This window comes from Lysinibacillus sp. OL1 (assembly GCF_004332175.1).
GTDB classification, from domain to species: domain Bacteria; phylum Bacillota; class Bacilli; order Bacillales_A; family Planococcaceae; genus Lysinibacillus; species Lysinibacillus capsici.
The window spans coordinates 1-20,634 of sequence record NZ_SJDS01000001.1 but is presented as its reverse complement, the minus strand read 5'-3'; the positions used below and the strand labels follow the sequence as shown (position 1 = coordinate 20,634).

Here is a 20,634-nt window from a genome sequence, read left to right as displayed (position 1 = left end):
ATTCTCCTCATTATTTAGTAGTAATATAACATTCACCGAGTATTTCTTTCATTTCATATTGCTCTGATGAAAGCTCTTTTTTCACATAAGATATAACCTCTGACTTTTCCAAATCATACATGACTTCAATTTCTTTCGAAAATAGAAGCTTTTCTTTTTCAAGCAAGCTTAAAAGAGATGGCTGTTGTTTTGGTTGCAGCTCTTCCAAATTGAGAACCTGTTTTAGTCCTTCCACATAGTTTACAAATGGACGCCCACCAACAATTTTCAACCCTTTATTATCTTCATTCATCATAATAATAGTTGGAAATCCTCTTACGCCTAGATTTCTTGCAAGGTCAAAATCTTCATTTAATAACGGTTGCCCGTTTGTTTGTTCTGATTCGTTTACAATAGCCGCTCCATCAAGCCCCAGTCTATTTACAATGTCAATCATAACGGATGTATCTGCAATATTTTGATTGAATACGAATAGCGCTTCTCTTGCTCTGCGCAAATATTCAAATGCTATAGCATCATGCTGATTTTTTTGAATCACTTTAAAAACACGAGATGGTGGATAGGATGATTGCACTGGATTGTTCATCATCACTGTTCCATCTATTGGCATGCGATAATTTTCTCCCACTTCTCTCCAGTGTCCTACAACGTCGGCAGGTCCAGATATTCCATTAGCAGGATCTACTGGACCATCACCCCATTTTTCTAGTAATCCTCCCATAATCGTATGAAAGTTAAAATAGTGTCCGTACTGCTCGATAAAACGTCGAAGAACGGGTTCGAGTGCCCAACAATGAGAACATATTGGATCAGTTACATAGTATACTTCAATGGATTTCTTTGGTTGATTAAAATCAATCATCCCCAATTCCTCCTCGCCAGCTACTCCACATACACCTGTCTCTAAATCACAAACCATTGGATGATTCTTCAATTGACTATCCCCTTTTCTTACTTTCATTAAAAATAAATATATAACACTCTTATTTGCCTTACAGTTGTATTTTATTCATAATAAAATCATCAATAAACCAATAATCTATTTGAATTGTTGTATATACAACACTTTGAAGAAATTGTTTAAAAAGGAGTGCTAAGTAATGACCTCATCTAAGACAGATCTTCGTGTTATACGGACTCGTAAATTAATCATGGATTCTTTCATTGCACTTTCTAGTAAAAAAGAGTTCAAGGATATAACGGTTAAGGATATTACGACAGAGGCCATGATTAATCGTGCAACTTTTTATTATCACTTTGAAGATATATATGATTTGTTAGAGAAGGTCCTATCAGAAGTATTATTAGTTAATTTGAATGATGACTTTCTACAACATAACGAACTTAATGAAGGAGCTTTCCTTATTCTCTTTAAAGCGATAACTAATTTTCAAAAGTCATTGTCTAATCGTTGTCATCGAGGCTATGAAGAGACAATTGCTCGAATTATTAGAGAGCAGCTTGAAATTATCTTTTACAAAATGTTATTGAAACAAAATGCAGCGACAGGGAACGAAGCGCTAAAAATGACTGCTGTAATATTAAGCTGGGGAATCTATGGCGCTTCTATAGAATGGAGAACTAGCAATCAGGAGATACAGCCTGAAGAATTTATCAAACCTGCAATTCCTTATTTATTGGCAGGTATTGACAACCAACATAAAAGTGAATAAACACTTATGAAATGATAAGTGTTTACTCACTTTTGGTGGTTAGAGATTTTGTTGTTATGATCATCTTTTTATTTTTGGACAGGAGATACAAAAATCATTTGCTTCTTCAGAGGTATGATAATAGAAACAACATGTTTTTCTCAAGCGTACAGGTTGCTCCGATTCCATAATCGTCACTTTAGGACCACAATAGTTCGTCAAAGGATTTTTTCTTTCTCCAAAAATAGAGCCTGGTGCTAGGTTTACAATATAATGATAATCCTCTTGTATACGGGCCTTTTCTTGCTCACTGGCTCCTTCCCCTATTTTTGTTTCATAGAGCCAATTCACATAAATAGCTGTGTTTTCCCATAAGATTGTTTTTGGAATTTTACTTATTTCCGCCAATGACTGCCAAACCTTCGCTAAATTATTCGCAAAGATTTCTCTAAGAACCTCATCACGCCATTTTTCTCGGTCTTCAGTAGGTATTGACACTGTGCGATTGATTAGCCGAATTTTGGGAAGCCAAGGTTTTGTATATTCCGCTTCTACCCACATATTATCAATTCTGCAATGTAGTCTTTTATCGTATCTGGACATAGCATAGAAGGCTGAAGCTATCGTTAAGACGCTATAGCGCTTCGCAAATAACGATGCCGTAACTAGGATAGAGGGCGATTGAAAGAAATGGGCAATTTTTTGTAAATAATCTAGAGCTTGTTCATTGTCCAATAAATTTTTGGCATATAAAGAGTATGTAGCATCTACTGCAGGCTCTATCGCCAATCGATAGTCTCTTAGTAACACGGATGTTTCTTCAGCTGACAGTGATAGGCTCAACAGATCCCTACCTCCTCTAATTCCACTGTTTGAACTGTTCGCCCCTTGCCATGTGGCACACATAAAGGTGTACCAAAGAGCGGGTCTTTAATAATGGTACAATCCATACGAAAAACAGCCTGGACCATCTCTTCTGTCACCACTTCCTCTGGCTTGCCTTGGGCATAAACCTGTTTATTACGCACAGCCACAATATGATGGGCATAGCGACAGGCTAAGTTTAAATCGTGTAATACCATAACGACGGTACGCCCTTCATTTTCATTTAAATCAAATAGTAAATCTAAAATTTCTACTTGATGAGCCATATCTAAATATGTAGTAGGTTCATCTAGTAAAATTAGATCTGTTTTTTGAGCCAATGTCATAGCAATCCATACACGTTGCCGCTGACCACCTGATAATGCATCTACTGGGCGATCAGCAAATTCAGTCATCTGCGTTACTGCAAGCGCATTGTTTACAATTTCTTCATCCTCCGTAGACCATTGTTTTAACCAACTTTGGTGTGGATAACGACCTTGCTTAATCAATTGCTGAACAGTTAATCCTTCTGGTGCAACAGGGCCCTGCGGCAGAATAGCTAAACGTTTCGCCACTTCTTTCGTTGAAATGGCATCTAGTTTATTCTGATCTAAAAAAATTTCACCCGACTTCGCTTTTTGTAGTCGTGCAAATGTCCGAAGTAGTGTAGATTTTCCACAACCGTTGGCCCCAACTAGTACTGTAATTTTTCCTTTTGGTATTTGAAGATTCAAATCCTCTAAAATAAGATTTTCTCCATAACTTACATGTAAATTTTGTGCTTCTAAGACATTTTTCAAAACCCTGTCACCTTCTTCTCCTGCTTTTAATTTTTTTATCATGAAGCTTTATTGATTGCGCGTTCTAAATAATAAATAAATAAAGAATGGTGCGCCAATTGCAGCAGTAAAGACTCCTGTAGGTAAGTCCTTTGGTAAAAAGGCTGTGCGTGCCACCATATCAGCCAGAATGACAATGATTCCACCTATAATAGCTGTCACAGGAATTAATCCTGCAAAGGAACGCCCAACAAGCATTCTGCTCATATGAGGAGCCACTAATCCAACAAAGGCAATGCCACCAGCAAAAGCTACTGCAGAACCAGCTAGCATGACACTAATGAGTAGAAAAAGTAATCGATACACTTGTACTTTTACTCCTAGCCCTATCGCTATTTCATCGCCTAATTCCTTCACATTCACCGTTCTTGCTAAAATAAATGTTAGTGGCACTAAAATGACTAGCCACGGTAATAGCAAATAGACATCCTGCATATTGGCCCCATACAAACTACCTGTCAGCCATAAATAGGCTTTCGTTGTAGCGGCTACATTACTGATTACAAGCAGCATCGTCACAACCGCCTTTGCTAAGGCTGAGATACCAATTCCAATTAGTACCATCCGAATGGGTGTGACTCCTTTTCTCCATGATAGTAGATAAATGATGAAGGAGACAATACCAGCACCTAATATAGCAGCTAACGGTAAAAATTGAATACTGACTGAGCCCATAAAGTACACGATAAAAATAATTGCCCCCATCGATGCTCCACTCGTTACACCAATAATATCTGGGGCAGCAAGAGGGTTACGGATAATTCCTTGTAAAATTAAACCGGCAACTCCCAGCGCAGCACCAACTAATAAGGCCATTAAGACACGCGGGAGCCTTAATGTATGTAAGACAAAATCGTAATCTCCATTGCCATAGCCTAATAATTCTTTCACCACTGTGACAGGATGGATAAACTCGCTCCCCGCAGATAAACCAAGAACCGTAATGAGGACTAATAATAAGCTTAATAGTAGTAGAATCCAAGCCGTTCTTTTAGCAATTTGAAAAGATATACGATTAGTTTTCGTTCGAACCGACACATAATTAGGCATTTTTTGCTAACCCCTTTCGTGCAATATAAATGAAGAAAGGAGCTCCGATTAAGGCTGTCATGACACCAATCGGCATTTCCAATGGCATAATCACATATCTTGCCGCAATATCAGCCAACAGTAGCAATATTGCTCCCAACACGGCACTGTAGGGAATAATCCAGCGATAATCCGTGCCAACAAGATGGAGCGCCATATGAGGGACAATCAAGCCAATAAAGCCTATTGAACCTGCAACAGCTACTGAACTGCCTGCCAGTATGATAATAATTATGCCTAGCGTGATTTTCGTAATCATTGTTCGTTGTCCTAATCCTTTGGCAATATCATCTCCTGATTGTAAAATATTGATTGAACGCCCCATAAATATTGCCACAACTGTCACTCCTAAAATAAACGGTAAGACAGGCACGAGCATTTCAATACTACGCCCCGATACAGAACCCGCTAACCAAAACAGGACACTTTGTAAACCTTGTTCATCGATGACTAAAAGCCCCTGCGTAAACGAGACAAATAGAGCTGTAATCGCTGCACCAGCTAATACTATTTTTATCGGTGTTAACCCATCTCTTCCTAATGAGCCTAGGAAAAAAACCATCGCCCCCGCTGCACCTGCCCCTAAAAAGGCAATCCACATATAGCTCATTAAAGATTGAACGGAAAAAAGAGTAATAGCACTGACAATAAAAAATATGGCCCCTGCATTAATACCTAAAATATCAGGAGCTGCTAAAGGATTTCTTGTTAATGCTCGCATTAATGCGCCCGCAATGGCAAGGCTTGCGCCAACTACTGTAGCGATCACAGCTCTTGTAAATCTAGATGTTCGAATAATGACATGCTCCTTGTTAGCAGCATCAAAATGAAAAATAGCATCATAGATTGACGAAAAAGGTATGGACGTTTGACCAATAGCTATGCTGAATATAAATGCCAGCAAAAGAATCAAACAGCTGATGAATAAACCTATTTGTTTCATCGGTGTACTGGAAAGAATAATTCTCATGTTATGCCAACTTTCTTGATCCATGATTTAGCTTTTGTAGGTTTCTATTATGCTCAAACACTACAATGAGAGGGCTGTTATTCAAGTATTCTCTAACACTTTTAACAGCCCATCCTTCATTCATTATTTTTCTAATTCAAACTTGTCATAAATATCATCTAGCATTAAATTAGCACTAGTAATACCACCTGCTAGATTCCAATTAATTTCATCTACCTGATAAACTTGATTCGCTTTCACTGCGTCAAGCTCTTTCCAAAGTGGATGGTTTGTCCAATCTTCATAAGTTTTTTTCACTGTCTCATCATTTTCCATAAACATATAAATAACATCAGCATTCATTTGTGTGATGCTTTCCTTGTCAGTTAACTTCACAATTTCTAAAGAATCATCTGTTAAATTTTTAGGACCTTGGAATCCAAGCTCAGATAAAATAGAACCCGCATAACCTGTCACATAAATACGAGCATGGTCTGCTCTGAAGTTGACAACAGAAACATGGAATGGCCATTTATCGCCAAGCTTCTCTTTGATTTTTTTTTGGAAATCAGCTACTCGTGTATCCCAATCGCCAAGTAATTCATCCACCTTATCTTCTTGATTCATTGCTTGACCCATCATTTCAGCTGTTCCTTTGAAATCGAAAACCGTTTCATGAGCAACTGTTGGTGCAATCTGCGATAACTGATCATAAATTTCTTCATGACGTACTTTAGAAGCAATAATTAAATCTGGTTTAAGCTTTGCAATTTCTTCAAGGTTTGGTTGTGTTTCTTGTCCTACAATCGCAACGCCATCAAGCTCATTCTTCATATAATTATAAACAGGCGCTTCTGCCCAAGATTCTACTACCCCAACTGGTTTAATGCCCATAGCAACTGCAACATCTGTTGCGCCTTGATATAGTGTAACGATTTTTGTAGGTGTGCCTTCAATCGTTGTAGTACCCATTGCATGTGTAATCTCACGACTAGAAGATGCTGATTCAGTGTTGCTTTCTTCTGCTTTGTCGTTCTCTTGTGAACTACTGGAGTTCGATGTTTTCTCCCCACACCCAACTAATAATAACGCGAAGGTTAATAGTAGTGTGAAAAGTACAAAAAAGTTCTTTTTTTGCAGTGATAATTTTGGCATACATTTCCTCCTAAGAAATAATCGACAACGATAATCATTATCAATTAAAGAGTATACTGTACGATTGTTTTATTGACAATATCTATTTTTTCAAAAAACATACTTTTTTAATAAAAATTTATTTTAAAATTTCATGACATTTAACCAATAAGCTAATGACGCGAGGAAGAACGTTATTTTAATAAAACTAAAACCTACTCATTGTGTTGAAAAACAAGCAAGTGGATGGCTGTTAGACTCGTTACTTCTTCACTTCGAAAATATGTGCTATTTTGTTCTCTACTGTTAGTATGAAAAAAGTTTTGCACATGATCGAGGAGAACTTATGCCCTTTGGAAAGGAAAACGCCTCGCCCCGCGAAATTGCTTTTCCTGCCGTTAACATCATCTTTTTTCAACAATATGTCATGCTTTCATTTCACTCAAAGACGTAGGCAAATTGATTATAGATTTTCTACTATTTTAGTTACTTGTTAGATTTACCTATGCATTAATAGGCAAATAAATAGACCCTATCGACGTATATCTCATATCTTAATAATGAACTACAACTTATCAAAACAGGAGGTAATAACATGTTTCAACGAAGACGCCATCCGGCAAAAGGTCCACACTGCTGTCCGCCACAAATGATGCCCATGCAATATGATCCACCACAATTTTTACCACCAGAGCAATATGTACGCACAAATTATATCCATACAGTTGTTCCACACGTACAACCTGCACATGTTACAACAGTGAACAAACATATGATTGATCATCAGTATTATTTCCCATGCACAGAATCTGTCGTGAATGAATGCTGTGAAACACATACAATGTGCGGTATGCCACCTAACCCTTGCCATATGCCACACCATCATAAACATATGCGCTAATACTAAAATAACGATGGGGTTATCATATGACCTCATCGTTCCTAATATGTTCAGAAAAAAACCGAGTACCCTTTATCAGGCACTCGGTATCTTTATGATTAATACATTTTTAAATATTGATCGCGTTCCCATTGATGAACAGTTGTACGGTACATATCGAACTCGATTTCTTTTGCTTCTTTAAAGTTTGCATAAATATGCTCACCTAATGCTTCCTGTGCTACTTGATCTTTAGCAAGTAATGTTAGTGCATCATCAAGTGCTGCAGGTAGGTTTTCAATACCATTTGCTTGACGCTCTTCTTCCGACATCACATAGATGTTGCGGTTAATAGCAGCAGGTGGTGTTAGGCTTTGACGAATACCTTCAAGACCCGCTTCTAAAATAACAGCCATCGCTAAATATGGGTTTGCAGAAGGGTCTACAGAGCGTACTTCAACACGAGTTGAAAGGCCACGTGCAGATGGAATACGAATTAATGGTGAACGGTTTTGTGCAGACCATGCTACATAACATGGTGCTTCATAACCTGGTACTAGACGTTTATAAGAGTTAACTGTTGGGTTTGTTACAGCTGTGAAACCTTGTACGTGTGCAAGAACACCCGCCATGAATTGCATAGCTGTTTCAGAAAGACCTAATTCTGTAGATTCATCATAGAACGCATTTTCTTTGCCTTTAAATAGTGACACGTTAAAGTGCATACCAGAGCCCGCTTCACCAAATAGTGGTTTTGGCATAAATGTAGCGTGTAAGCCATGTTTACGAGCGATTGTTTTAACCACTAATTTGAATGTTTGGATGTTATCACACGCAGTAACAGCATCCGCATATTTAAAGTCGATTTCGTGTTGTCCTGGAGCTACCTCATGGTGTGATGCTTCAATTTCAAAGCCCATTTCTTCTAGCTCTAACACGATATCACGACGGCAATTTTCACCAAGGTCTGTTGGCGCTAAATCGAAATAACCACCATGGTCATTTACTTCTAATGTTGGTTCGCCTTTTGCATCTAATTTGAATAAGAAGAATTCTGGCTCAGGCCCTAAATTGAAGCTTGAGAAGCCCATTTCTTCCATTTTTTTAAGAATTCGTTTTAGGTTGTTACGTGGGTCACCAGCAAACGGTTCGCCTTTCGCAGTGTATACATCACAGATAAAACGTGCTACTTTCCCTTTTTCAGAAGTCCAAGGGAATACTACGAAAGTATCAAGATCAGGATATAAATACATATCAGATTCTTCGATTCGAACGAAACCTTCAATAGATGAGCCATCAAACATCATTTTATTTTCCAGTGCTTTGTCTAATTGACTTACAGGAATCTCAACATTTTTGATAGTGCCAAGAATATCTGTAAATTGTAAACGAATAAAGCTTACGTTTTTTTCTTCGATGAGACGTTTAATGTCCTCTTTTGTGTATTTACCCACAGTTTTCCACACTCCTATAATTTGTCTAGCTTTTATGTTTACCCTACCCTATTTATTAATAGAATCGAGATAAATCCCCTCTTCGGATGGACGATTTTTGCATGCGCTGTGCTTGACGCATTTCTTCGCGCATAATTTGGCGCAATTCTGAATCACTTAAATCTTGCTCATCAGTTGTTGCAACAGGATTTTTCTTTTTAGCAAATATTTTTTTAATCTTCGCCATATTCATACCCTGTTCTAAGTAGTCTTTAACCTCAAGCAATATATCGACGTCATTTAGTGAAAACATACGTCGATTGCCTTCTGTTCGGTGCGGCTCAATTAAATGGTGTTCTTCATAATAACGAATTTGTCTTGCCGAAAGCTCTGTTAATTGCATCACGATACTCATCGATAATAACGGCATAGTTCGTCTAATTTCACGACTCATTTAAGTCCTCCTCCAATACCCGCTTATCATATAACGAATTTTTTTTACTGTCAACCAACCATGTAAGGTTATCTAACATGAATGGCACTATTTTTTTCAATCTGATTAAAAATTGTAAAAAACTCTTCATATTTAGGCTTTATCTATTGTCTTGTTATGCTTTTTGAATGGCTTGAACCGCACTGCATATAGCAAATTTAACGTGTTCATATGTTAGTCCACCCTGGATAAATGCTGTATATGGCGGTCGTATTGGGCCATCCGCTGTTAGCTCAATGCTGGACCCTTGAATAAATGTTCCAGCCGCCATGATGACATCATCTTCATAGCCTGGCATATAGGCTGGTTCAGGAGCATAATGGGCATTTATCGGTGAGTTCGCTTGTATTTCGCGACAAAAGTCAATCATTTGCTGTGCTGTTTGAAAAGATACTGATTGAATTAAATCTGTACGCTTCGCATGATAGCTCGGAGTAGTACTCATGCCAATTTCATCGAGCATTGCAGCTGTAAATATCGCCCCTTTAAGTGCTTGCGATACAACATGGGGTGCCAGGAAAAATCCTTGATAAAAATCACCTAGTGTATTTAATGTGGCCCCCGCTTCTGCTCCAATACCTGGAGAAGTCATACGATAGGCACATTTCTCCACTAAATCTGCTCGGCCAGCAATATAGCCACCAATTTTAGCCAAGCCTCCACCTGGATTTTTAATGAGCGAGCCTGCCATTAAGTCAGCACCGACCTCTGTAGGTTCCTGTGCCTCTACAAACTCGCCATAGCAGTTATCTACAAAAATAACAGCTTTCGGGGCTATTTTACGTACCTTTACACACATATCTGCAATTTCTTCTATTGTAAAGGATGGACGTGTTGCATAGCCTTTTGAACGCTGAATCGCGATCATTTTGGTTTGTGCTGTAATAGCAGCCTCGACACCTGCCCAATCAATAACCTGATTATCTAGTAAATCCACATGTCGATAACCGATTTTATAATCTTTCAGTGAACCTGTATCTTTTTCACCACCATCGACAATGGATTGCAATGTATCATATGGCTGACCAGAAATATAAAGCAGCTCATCACCAGGACGTAAAATACCGAATAGACTAAGCGTAATTGCATGTGTCCCTGAAATAATTTGTGGTCGAACTATGGCTGCCTCTGCACCAAATACTTCTGCATAAACACGCTCTAGATTATCCCGTCCCTCATCATCATAGCCATAGCCGTTTGTTGGATGTAAATGATAATCACTTACTTGATGCTTTCTGAAAGCTGCTAGCACCTTCTGCTGATTGTAGAACGCCATTTCTTCTACCTTGGCATGATAAGGCCGAACTTGTTCCTCTACTTTTTCCGCTAACGATAGCGTTTCTGTTGATAACTTTGATGTAAACGTCATTCTTTCTTCTCCATTTCATAATGTCTCGCATTTCAATCAGTAAGATTTATTGACTATCTAAATTGACTTCAATCACTCTAGAATTCCCTAACCAACTACTGTTATATGAACGCTTTTGACGAATGTTTTTCTTTATTTTAATCACATTTTATCAATTTGTATGTGCACCTGTAAAACTTGCCTATTGTTTCTAAGGGCATTTTACGCTAAGCTAATGTGCGGACTCATTTCAAGAAGCGTATTTAATGACCGATTTTGGCTATTAAATTCATAGATTCTGTTACGTAAAAAGTCTTTTAACTTTTAAAAAAGTTTATTTATTGATAGAAGGGGTGAAAGGGATGGCTTGGGAGGTTTTTAGTATTATAGGAACAATTGCCTTTGCTATTTCGGGGGCAATTATTGCCATGGAAGAAGAATACGATTTATTCGGTGTATATATACTTGGTATTGTGACTGCTTTTGGTGGAGGAGCTATCCGAAATTTACTCATTGGACTACCTGTCACAACACTTTGGGGACAGGATATGATGTTTCAAATAGCGCTTGCTGCGATTACGATATTCTTTATTTTTCCCCATCATCTGATTCAACATTGGCATCGTTGGGGTAACTTCACAGATGCGATTGGCTTATCAGCATTCGCAATTCAAGGCGCACTCTATGCTGTCAAGCTTGATATGCCAGTAAGCGCAGTCATTGTAGCTGCTGTTTTGACAGGTTCAGGTGGTGGAATTGTACGAGATTTATTAGCTAGAAGAAAACCATTAGTTCTCCGTGATGAAGTTTATGGGGTTTGGGCAGCTCTTGCTGGATTGTTAATCGGCTTCGAGGTTTTTACAGGGGATATTTTCCTTTATATTTTATTCGCAGTAATTACAGCTTTACGTATTCTTTCCTATATGATGAAGTGGCGCTTGCCATTACGAAAATTAAATCGTGCATAAATACCATTCAGCCAATGACCAAAAATTAAGTCATTGGCTGTTTTATTGTTTTTATCTTTTTAACAACTGCATTGATTCTTCTAAAGTCACCATGTTTTTCATCATCGAGCAAGCTGCATCTAAAATAGGAAAGGCTAAGGCTGCTCCAGAACCTTCGCCTAAACGCATATTCATGTGCAACATTGGTTCAATGCCTAGTAAGGCAGCGGCAATTTTTGCCCCTGGTTCCTCTGAAGCATGGGAAGGAATGATATAATCGATTACTTTTGGTTCGAGCTTATAAGCAATGAGGGCGGCTATAGTCGAAATAAATCCATCAATGACAACGGGTTTAAGATGGGCAGCTGCGCCAAGAATAATACCTGTCATCGACCCTATCTCTAACCCTCCAACCTTAGCCAGAACATCAATAACATCATTTGGATTAGGCTTATTTAAGGTAATTGCTTTTTCAATAACTGCCGCTTTATAGGCAATGCCTCCTTGGCCTACTCCTGCACCAAACCCCGTTACTTCGATAGGGTTGCATCCCGTCAAAACAGCTAATATCGCAGCACTTGGTGTTGTATTGCCGATGCCCATTTCTCCAGTCCCAAGTACATCAGCACCTTTTATGATTTCCTCAGTGGCCACACGGATTCCTACTTCTATCGATTGAATGGCTTCTTGTTTGGTCATAGCGGGACCTTGTGCCATGTTATCTGTACCATATTTAATTTTATGAATAAGGACACCTGCATCAAGTGGAATATCTCCTTTTACCCCAACATCTACTGTGACCACCTTTGCATTGGTAATGCCAGCAATCGCACAAACGCCTGTACCCCCCTTAGGAAAATTTAATGTTTGAAAGACCGTAACATCTTGTGGATTCGTGGTTACACCTTCCTCGCAAACACCATGATCTGCAGCACAGACAATCATCACTTTTTTGTCGACCATCGGATATAATTGTCCTGTTATACCAGAGAGCTGTACGGCAAGTGATTCTAGTTTACCCAAGCTACCTGGGGGCTTACAAAGCGCATCAATCCGCTTTCTGGCTTGCTCCATACTTTTCATATCAGCCCCCTGAATGTTTTGAATCGTGTCTTGTAATAATTGCATGATTATTTCTCCTCTCGTTCTCATTAAGACAAAATAAAAAGTCTGTAGTTTATTGTCATGACAAATAAACTACAGACTTTTCCATCATCTATATCTTCTAAAGCATGTAGGCAGGTCTCCTGGCTCAAGTTCAACACCTCATAGTACCTTCCCAGCAATTTGCTAGTGGCATACACTATGAAATTCCCTTATACAGTGGCGGGTCCGCTAAAGCTTTTCACTTTATTCCCTATTCTCCCTAGTGGGCACCTATTGCTTTTATGTAATTATGTTAAATCTACTTTACAACTTTTTTAGTGTCAAGAGGAAAAAATTTTTTGAGTGTTAACTTAGTAACACCACCTATTCAAACAATATAGGCTTATCAAGAGCTTGTAACAACTAATGAATCCCTCTCATTCACTTGATGCTTATCAACTTCAAAAATTTTATCTGCTTCACTTATTAAAACAGGGTGATGAGTAACCAATATAACAGTCTTTTGTTTTTCTTTATTTAAATATAAAAGTAATGTTTCTATATTTATTTGATTGTCTTTATCAAGCGCAGAAGTAATCTCGTCAAACAAATAGATATCCGCATCTCTTAGAAGCGATCTTGCTATTGAAAGTCTTTGCTGTTGCCCAGTAGATAATTCAAGCCCGTTATGCCCTATAAGAGTTTCAAATTTATAGTCCAACGTTTCTATATATGAATAAATGTTAACCATTTTACAAATTTGAATTAATTCTTCGTCCGTTGCATTCGGCTTTGCTAATAACAAATTTTCCCTTATTGTCCCTGTCATTATAAAATGCTCTTGCGTTACCAAACATACCCTTTTTCTATAAACATCAATAGGAATATATCTAATATTTTGATTGGATAGAAATATTTCACCCTGATAATTAATGTATAAACCTGATAATATATTCAATAATGTCGATTTACCTGATCCGCTTTCTCCCTTAATCAATACAATTTTCTTCAAAGGTATTTGGAGATTTATATTTTCTAAAACTGGAGATAATGCATTAGTATAGGTAAAGCTTACATTCCGTAATACTATTTTATCTTTTCTAAAATGATGCGAAGAATTTACATAGTCAGGTACTTCTAATTTCTTTAGATGATATTTATTGTCTTGCATTAAGTTTTTTACTCTATTTACAGACACAATTGCTTCTTGTAAAAATGAATTTAGTTGAGAAAATCTTAAAAATGACTGACTAAAGTTATTGGCATAGGTAGTGAATGCTATTAATACTCCTAACGTGAGGCTTCCTTTATAAATAAAGTAGGCACCTATAATAAGGATAATCAAATAACTTGTAAAGTTTATTAATTCTATTATTGATGCTGATTTTATACTTAAACGCATTTTATCAAGAGTATTTTTGTATAATAAGGTAATTTTCTTTTGATAGTTATCTATTGCGTTTGTCTCAGTATTAAATATCTTAAATAATTTAAATGATGACAGTAATTCTCCCAAATAGGTTAAATAAGAATCTAAATCTTCTTTGATGGCAGTATCCATCATCCTTATTTTTCTTCCATAATATTTAAAAATGATAAGTGCTAAAGGACAAGCTATGAATAAAATACTAGCTAAAATAAAATTAAGATTTATCAATATTACTAACACAATTATTATGCTGATAAAATCTACAACAATATTTAAAAACTCTGATACTACTTCAGAAAATGCCTTTGTATCATTTTCTATTTTATTCATCAGTTCACCTTTTGCTTTTAATTGATACTCATCCATGTCCATAGCCATGATTCTTTTTATTATCTTTAACTTAATATCCATTTGTAGATAGCAGGCAAATTTCGTTAAATAATATTTTTGGATTACTTTAAAAAATAAATTAAAAAGAAACAAAAAAGCCATAAACACTATAATTATGAATGCTGAATTGAGGTCTTTTACTGTTATAGAATCAATAAATTTACCAAATAAAAGGGGGTGTACTATACTTAAAATCATAGAAATGCCCATCAAAATATTTACTTGAAATAATTTTGCTTTGTATGGCTTTGTATACTTAAATACCTCACCTAATATTTTCATGAAATAATACTCTGTCTCCCTAATTTAGTTAAGGTTTTCTTATAACCTTTTGATATACAGATAAGCATTTTTCGGTTCTTCCTGTAATATATGTAGAAACTTTTCCATATACGGATCTTTTTCATTACTTATGAACAAATTTTCTACTGACTTCTTTTTCGCCTCACTAAAGAGCATGCTTTTATTTGTGTATATAACCTTTTGCTCAATTGTTCTTTTTAAAACCTCATAGCAATTAGTTTGTTCCTTGTTTTCCCACTGTTCATTCATTAATGTATTTATCATGTCTTCTGTAATATTATAGCCATAGTTAAATTCAAAAAATTTATTAGAATACGGGCGTATTTCAATGATGTCGCCAGAGCTACTAATAATATTTTCTAAACTATTGTTATCTGGAAGGCTAAAAACCCTCGTTATTTTCAGCGTGTGATACGGAATGTTGTTGACACCAAAGCTCTCCATTATTTGAGTAATGTCTTTATAAACATTCGCATAATTCTTCATTTTTTCTATACTTACACCTTTGTATTGGACAGTAAGCCCGTTATATTGATAATTTTGATAAGGCTTATTTGACAGCTCTTCTTCTTTATATCCATTATAAAAATGTAAGCTTAATAGAACGAAAAGCATCATACTGGTCATAATTCCAGCAACCCACTTTTCCGTTTTATTGGTGGCCTTCCTGCTGAATAAAATCGCGAACGATATAGAACACAAACAAACGGATAAAACACCTATAACATTTAAGTAATGAATAAAATCTGGATACATAAAGTTAAGAGTTGGAGCTAAATATTGAATCGTTTCTAGTCTATAACCATGCATTAGCATTAATAAAAAATAAATGATGACAATTAAAATTATAGACACTGCTTGACTTTTAAAAATTGTTGCCATCAAAAATGGAATGGATATAGTAAATAGCTGAAAAATAAAAACGATAAGTAGAATTTTATATATTGGTGTCTCTACATATACAAACTTTACAAAACCAACTAGTAACATAATTGCAGGGGTGGTCAGAATAAAGCTGAAAACCCATTGCCATAATAAAAGCTTTCCATTCGATATTGGGGAAATCATTAAAATTTTCTCTACATGATATCTTTGATGCAAAGTTATAATTTGAATCGTTAATACACTTGAGAAAATCCCATATAAAGGAATCAATGCTTGAGCATCACTGACTGTAAAGAAATACTGAGAGATACATAATAGAATGACGATAGTATAATAAGTCAACAAATAATCACTTCGTAAGACCACTTTCGACCAAAATAAAAAGATATCTCTCATTTGTCATTCACCCTTCTTTTAAATAGCAACACATTTCCAAACATAAATAGTATGCCAATACTTAGAAAAATACCTCTCTTTACATTAAATAGCAGGTCAGTCATTTGATGTTGTATAAAATCAGGATTGAACCATATAGAAAAATAAGGAGAATTTAAATAAATGCTGAATACCAAATATATTATTAGTAAAATGTGTAGATATACAGTACGTTTCAAATAAAAGGAAATGAAAAAGCTAAAGGTAATGCTGTAGAAAATAGAAAGGAAGACTTGAAACAATGTAATTAATAGAATGCTAATAGGAACTTTATTTACATAAAATATAAAAAAAACTATGTAGAAGAAAAATAGATACACTGAAACAAAAAGAATAACTGCTACGATTTTTCCAACTATATACATCGACCTATTTGTCAATTTTAGTAGGATGACTGCTCTTTCAAAAGATTGAAGATACCCCTTCCAAACATATGAAACCATACTCGGTATTAAAATAAGTAAAAATACCATTTGTAATTGAAGTGTTCCATACCATTTTTCAATAAAAGTTTCCTGAGTGTCTAAGTTATTCATGATAATTGGAAGAACCAACATTATTAGTATAAGAATGACGGAAATAGCTCTACTTTTTATGAGTCTTTTTAATTCAAAGTTTATTAGAAAAGGTAATTCTCTCATATGGATAACTCTTTTCTATTTATATAAATATATGCATCCTCTAGAGTAGGCTCTGTCGATATACTTCCTTGTAATGGACTATCTGCAATGTAACGAATCTCAATACTGCTGCCTTTATCTTGTAAAGATACAAATAAATCCACATGAGGTATTTCATCATCTAAAACATTATAAAGCCATACCTTCCCTCGAACTTTATTAATAAGGTCTATTGTACTACCTAAGTAATTCACTTTTCCTTTTTGTAGCACCATCAAATTTTTACATGTAGAAGCAATATCTTGTACGATATGTGTTGAAAGCAGAATGATTTTATCTCGACTAATCCGAGTAATTAAATTTCTAAATGAAATGCGCTCATGAGGATCTAAACCTACTGTTGGTTCATCAATTAGTATTATTTTGGGATTACCAATTAAAGCTTGAGCAATGCCAAATCTTTGTTTCATACCACCCGAAAGTTCTTGAATATATTTTTTTTGTTCGCTTAATAGGCCCACCTCTTGAAGTCTTAAGTTGATTTCCTGTTTTCGACTTTCACTATTATTCATTCCTTTTAACTTACATAAATAGTCAAATGACTCTTCTAAAGTAACCTTTGGAAAAAAATCGAACTTCTGAGGAAGATAACCTAATATTTCACAAACCTTAAGTGGTTCTTTTTTTACGTTTAGCCCTGCAACTTCAATTTCTCCGTCATCAAATGGAAGTAATGTAGAGATTATTTCCATCAATGTTGTTTTTCCTGCCCCATTTTCCCCTAATAAACCAAATACACCATTATGAATTTCTAAGGAGATATTGTCTAGCACCTTTCTATTTTTGTAATTTTTTGTTAAGTTCTTAATTTTGATTTCCATTTTTAACAAACTCTCTTGTATTTTTCTTTTCTAATAATAGTTCTCTTTGTTCATCTGATAACCGTAAATATAAATGCAAGGTAGCTTCTAATTGCTTTTGAGTTAAAATGCAATAATGTAAAGGTGGTGTCGTTACTTTACCTGTTGATTCTAAATTTTCATGGTGACACCCACCCCCACACAAATTTTTTGCCCAGCATTTATTACAATTTAATCTATTTGAAACGTGTGCTTCTTCTAAAAATTTTGACTTCGCACTGGAATATGTTCCTTCAAAAATATTTCCTTGTTTATACTCTTTATTATTAACAAAACGATGACAAGGATATAAATCACCATTAATATCAACGGCTAAAAAATTAACCTCTGCACCACAAAAATATGTTGATTCGTGTCCAATATGAATACGTTCTAAATTTTTCATTATATTATTGAGTTTGACAGCTTTATAATATTCTTTTTTATTAACTAAATATTCGAAATAACAAATTAATTCATCATAACTTTTAGACAATTCAATGAATTGATCTTCTGTAAACATCTGCATAGCTGGGGCAGCATAGATACTTCTAAAATTCAAGTCGAATAGATGCTCATATATATTTACCAAATCAACATTATTCGGAGTAATGGTTGCCCTAACTCCCAGTTGTTTTTGCTCCCTTAATTCTTTTGTTCTGTTTAAAATAACATCATAACTTCCCTTTTTATTTCCATAAAAACGATTTATGTCATGATCGCTTTTAGTCCCATCAACACTTACTTGAACAGCGATGTTATTGTCTAAAACAAATTTTGTGATTTCTTTATTTATTAGCGTTCCATTACATGTCATACTAAAACCTATTTTTTTATTATGTAATTTTACTTTGTAATTTGCATATTCTACTACTTGCTTAATTACTGGAAAATTTAATAAAGGTTCCCCCCCAAAAAATACAATGGATAGATCATCACGATCACCTGACTGTTCTAGCAAATAGTCAATTGCTGATTTTGCTGTCATTATAGACATTCTGCCTTTTTCGTTATATTCTCCGTCACCAGCGTAACAATATTTACATCGTAAATTACATTCTTGGACCATCATTAATGTGAGTGCACTTATGTTTTTAACATTTTCTTCGTTAACAGCATTTCTATCAGTAGTATCATTGATTATCCTATTTTCTATTAGTGATTCAATAATACTATTAAATTCATTTTCAGCTATTTTATCATTTAATTGATTAAAAACTTCCACTATGCTTTTGTTGTCACTTGATAAAATAGAATAAACAATATCATCTATTTCAAATAAACCATTAGTATTCGGTACATAAATATATTTTTTATGATTAACTTCTAACTCTTTAATACTTGATACTTTAATTTTTTTCTCCATAGATTCAATCATAAATATCCCCCCATTTCTTGATACAATGTAGAGTAAATAATGATTTACTCTACATTGCCAAATAAAAAATTAAGCACTTGTTTTAACCATCTGTATCTTTTCTAAAACAAGTTTCCCAGCCTCCAGCACATCCCCAATCCATAGCATCACACTTATTGCAATAATCTTTAGCATCACAAAAAACACACCATTTAGATCTAGAACTAGCACTATTAAAACCATGATTAATTCTCTTGAGCATTTTTTCACCTCCTCAGATCCCATATAACTCCCACAAAACAATTAATTATTAGGTACTAATATGTAAATATTAATTTGTTTTGTAGTTCAAAGTTAACAAAATTTCTCAAATAAGGTATCCGTATTTTCCGCAACCTTAGGGAAAAATTAATTATTTTTTGAAAAATTGTCACTTTTTACATTTGATTAAACGGTATTTTTTATCCAGAATATAGAATAAAATGGAATTTATTGATACGATATCTTCTGAAAATAAATGGGGGGAGTATTACATATGATAAAGTTAACACCTAAAGAATATGAGATTTTAGAGCGTATTGCTGAGGACAAAACCAATAATGAGATTAGTTTAGAATTAGGTATGAGTAGGAGAACAGTGGAATATCATATATCCTCTATTATTCGCAAATTAAATGCAGAAACTCGTTTAGGTGCTGTTGTTACTGCTATTAAACTAGGCTTACTAAGAATCAAATAAATTTTTCAACTCATGAAAGATTTAATTTTGGAGAAATCCCTGTATATGACATGCCATTCAACTGCTCTGTTAGTTGAGAACGAACAAAACAAAAAAATAGACCAAACATATTTAAGTATATTGATATGCTCCCTATTAGGTAGACAGATTAAAAAATAAAATCTGTTTATCTAAGGGGAGTATTTTTTATGGGGCGAAGCAAACATCCACTCGAGTTGAAACTACATATCCTTCAATTGTTCGAAGAAGGTCACTATTCTATCAATGAATTGTGTGAAAGGTTTTCAATAGATCATCAAACTTTTCATAGATGGAAAATGAGATTTGAGGCAGGTGGACGTGAAGGATTACAAGAAGCTACTTCATGTAAGTTCTATTCAAAAGCGTTAAAACTAGCGGCTGTGGAGGACTACATTCAACGAAATTATTCACAGATGGAGGTGTTGTCGAAATACGAGATTAGCAGTACCTCCGTTTTAAAAAGCTGGGTAAAAAAGTATACTAGTCATAGTGAAATAAAAGATTCAGGTAAAGGAATGAGTCAAGCTATGACAGAAGGAAGAAAGACAACTTTTGAAGAACGTATTGAGATTGTCGAGTACTGTTTGAAGCACCAGAAAAATTATCAGTTGGCAGCACACACCTATGGTGTTTCGTATCAACAGGTATATCAATGGTCGAAGAAATTTGAAACGAACGGTGAAGAGGGATTACGTGATCGTCGTGGTCGCACAAAAGATGAAGTCGAATTAACCGTTGAGGAGAAATTGAAATTAGAGATTCAACGTGAAAATGAACGTTTACGTGCAGAAAATTTATTTTTAAAAAAGTTAGAGGAAATCGAAAGGAGGCGTCGTTAA

General features: G+C 35.3%; 19 protein-coding genes, 1 pseudogene and 1 riboswitch. Of the genes and pseudogenes, 5 read left to right on the top strand and 15 right to left on the bottom strand.

The genetic code is table 11. The features are described from left to right. Nucleotides 1–10: 10 nt before the first annotated feature. Nucleotides 11–934 carry a DsbA family protein gene (locus tag EW028_RS00095; protein ID WP_131519492.1) on the bottom strand — a complete coding sequence of 308 codons (924 nt, stop codon included), beginning with the start codon at nucleotides 932–934 and terminating at the stop codon, nucleotides 11–13. 166 nt (nucleotides 935–1,100) lie between these two features. On the opposite strand from EW028_RS00095, the gene EW028_RS00090 reads away from it, so the two are divergent. Further along, nucleotides 1,101–1,673, top strand: coding sequence for a TetR/AcrR family transcriptional regulator (locus EW028_RS00090; RefSeq protein WP_131519491.1), 573 nt, complete (start codon nucleotides 1,101–1,103; stop codon nucleotides 1,671–1,673). Nucleotides 1,674–1,733: 60 nt separating this feature from the next. Here the strand turns inward: EW028_RS00090 and EW028_RS00085 are convergent, their stop codons facing one another. From EW028_RS00085 to EW028_RS00065, 5 genes are all read right to left on the bottom strand, one after another. Then, entirely contained in the window at nucleotides 1,734–2,495 is a 762-nt protein-coding gene (locus tag EW028_RS00085) for an IucA/IucC family C-terminal-domain containing protein (RefSeq protein ID WP_131519490.1), read from the bottom strand. After that, nucleotides 2,492–3,319, bottom strand: a complete 828-nt coding sequence (locus EW028_RS00080) for an ABC transporter ATP-binding protein (protein WP_131519489.1) — start codon at nucleotides 3,317–3,319, stop codon at nucleotides 2,492–2,494. Before EW028_RS00080 ends, EW028_RS00085 begins: the two co-directional genes overlap by 4 nt. A gap of 48 nt (nucleotides 3,320–3,367) precedes the next feature. After that, on the bottom strand, nucleotides 3,368–4,408 hold the full coding sequence (locus tag EW028_RS00075) for a FecCD family ABC transporter permease (RefSeq protein ID WP_131519488.1): 1,041 nt from the start codon (nucleotides 4,406–4,408) through the stop codon (nucleotides 3,368–3,370). Beyond that, a complete protein-coding gene (locus EW028_RS00070) occupies nucleotides 4,401–5,417 on the bottom strand; it encodes a FecCD family ABC transporter permease (RefSeq protein ID WP_131519487.1) in 1,017 nt (338 codons plus the stop codon). Before EW028_RS00070 ends, EW028_RS00075 begins: the two co-directional genes overlap by 8 nt. A gap of 123 nt (nucleotides 5,418–5,540) precedes the next feature. Beyond that, nucleotides 5,541–6,551 carry an ABC transporter substrate-binding protein gene (locus tag EW028_RS00065; protein ID WP_131519486.1) on the bottom strand — a complete coding sequence of 337 codons (1,011 nt, stop codon included), beginning with the start codon at nucleotides 6,549–6,551 and terminating at the stop codon, nucleotides 5,541–5,543. A gap of 574 nt (nucleotides 6,552–7,125) precedes the next feature. Here EW028_RS00065 and EW028_RS00060 point away from each other — a divergent pair. Next, nucleotides 7,126–7,431, top strand: a complete 306-nt coding sequence (locus EW028_RS00060) for a CotD family spore coat protein (protein ID WP_016991980.1) — start codon at nucleotides 7,126–7,128, stop codon at nucleotides 7,429–7,431. A 98-nt stretch (nucleotides 7,432–7,529) separates the two neighbouring features. Here EW028_RS00060 and glnA read toward each other — a convergent pair whose 3' ends face one another. The 3 genes from glnA to EW028_RS00045 all read right to left on the bottom strand — a co-directional run bounded on the left by glnA (nucleotide 7,530) and on the right by EW028_RS00045 (nucleotide 10,705). Further along, complete coding sequence (glnA, locus tag EW028_RS00055) at nucleotides 7,530–8,864, bottom strand: type I glutamate--ammonia ligase (protein WP_004225810.1); 1,335 nt, start codon at nucleotides 8,862–8,864, stop codon at nucleotides 7,530–7,532. A gap of 55 nt (nucleotides 8,865–8,919) precedes the next feature. Next, nucleotides 8,920–9,297, bottom strand: coding sequence for a MerR family transcriptional regulator (locus EW028_RS00050; protein ID WP_131519485.1), 378 nt, complete (start codon nucleotides 9,295–9,297; stop codon nucleotides 8,920–8,922). 154 nt (nucleotides 9,298–9,451) lie between these two features. Beyond that, a complete protein-coding gene (locus EW028_RS00045; protein ID WP_131519484.1) occupies nucleotides 9,452–10,705 on the bottom strand; it encodes a methionine gamma-lyase family protein in 1,254 nt (417 codons plus the stop codon). Between the two features lie 341 nt (nucleotides 10,706–11,046). Here EW028_RS00045 and EW028_RS00040 point away from each other — a divergent pair, with 341 nt between their 5' ends. Then, entirely contained in the window at nucleotides 11,047–11,652 is a 606-nt protein-coding gene (locus EW028_RS00040) for a trimeric intracellular cation channel family protein (RefSeq protein ID WP_004225816.1), read from the top strand. 51 nt (nucleotides 11,653–11,703) lie between these two features. Here EW028_RS00040 and cobT read toward each other — a convergent pair whose 3' ends face one another. The 6 genes from cobT to papA form a co-directional block, all read right to left on the bottom strand. Next, nucleotides 11,704–12,759: a nicotinate-nucleotide--dimethylbenzimidazole phosphoribosyltransferase gene (gene cobT / locus EW028_RS00035; protein WP_131519483.1), complete on the bottom strand. Its 1,056-nt coding sequence runs from the start codon at nucleotides 12,757–12,759 to the stop codon at nucleotides 11,704–11,706. A gap of 92 nt (nucleotides 12,760–12,851) precedes the next feature. Then, a riboswitch (cobalamin riboswitch) is annotated at nucleotides 12,852–13,027 on the bottom strand. A 96-nt stretch (nucleotides 13,028–13,123) separates the two neighbouring features. Beyond that, nucleotides 13,124–14,818, bottom strand: a complete 1,695-nt coding sequence (locus EW028_RS00030) for an ABC transporter ATP-binding protein (RefSeq protein WP_131519482.1) — start codon at nucleotides 14,816–14,818, stop codon at nucleotides 13,124–13,126. Between the two features lie 39 nt (nucleotides 14,819–14,857). Continuing rightward, on the bottom strand, nucleotides 14,858–16,120 hold the full coding sequence (locus EW028_RS00025) for an ABC transporter A family member (RefSeq protein ID WP_131519481.1): 1,263 nt from the start codon (nucleotides 16,118–16,120) through the stop codon (nucleotides 14,858–14,860). Nucleotides 16,121–16,796: 676 nt separating this feature from the next. Next, a complete protein-coding gene (locus EW028_RS00020) occupies nucleotides 16,797–17,660 on the bottom strand; it encodes an ATP-binding cassette domain-containing protein (RefSeq protein WP_131519480.1) in 864 nt (287 codons plus the stop codon). After that, complete coding sequence (gene papB / locus EW028_RS00015; protein WP_131519479.1) at nucleotides 17,644–19,056, bottom strand: PapB family radical SAM/SPASM ranthipeptide maturase; 1,413 nt, start codon at nucleotides 19,054–19,056, stop codon at nucleotides 17,644–17,646. Before papB ends, EW028_RS00020 begins: the two co-directional genes overlap by 17 nt. Before the next feature lie 82 nt (nucleotides 19,057–19,138). Next, a complete protein-coding gene (gene papA / locus EW028_RS25055) occupies nucleotides 19,139–19,297 on the bottom strand; it encodes a freyrasin family ranthipeptide (protein WP_156113266.1) in 159 nt (52 codons plus the stop codon). Between the two features lie 282 nt (nucleotides 19,298–19,579). Between papA and EW028_RS00010 the strand changes: the two are divergent. After that, nucleotides 19,580–19,774 (top strand): annotated as a pseudogene (locus tag EW028_RS00010) (response regulator transcription factor); the annotation flags it as partial. A gap of 188 nt (nucleotides 19,775–19,962) precedes the next feature. Beyond that, a complete protein-coding gene (locus tag EW028_RS00005) occupies nucleotides 19,963–20,634 on the top strand; it encodes a helix-turn-helix domain-containing protein (protein WP_131519477.1) in 672 nt (223 codons plus the stop codon).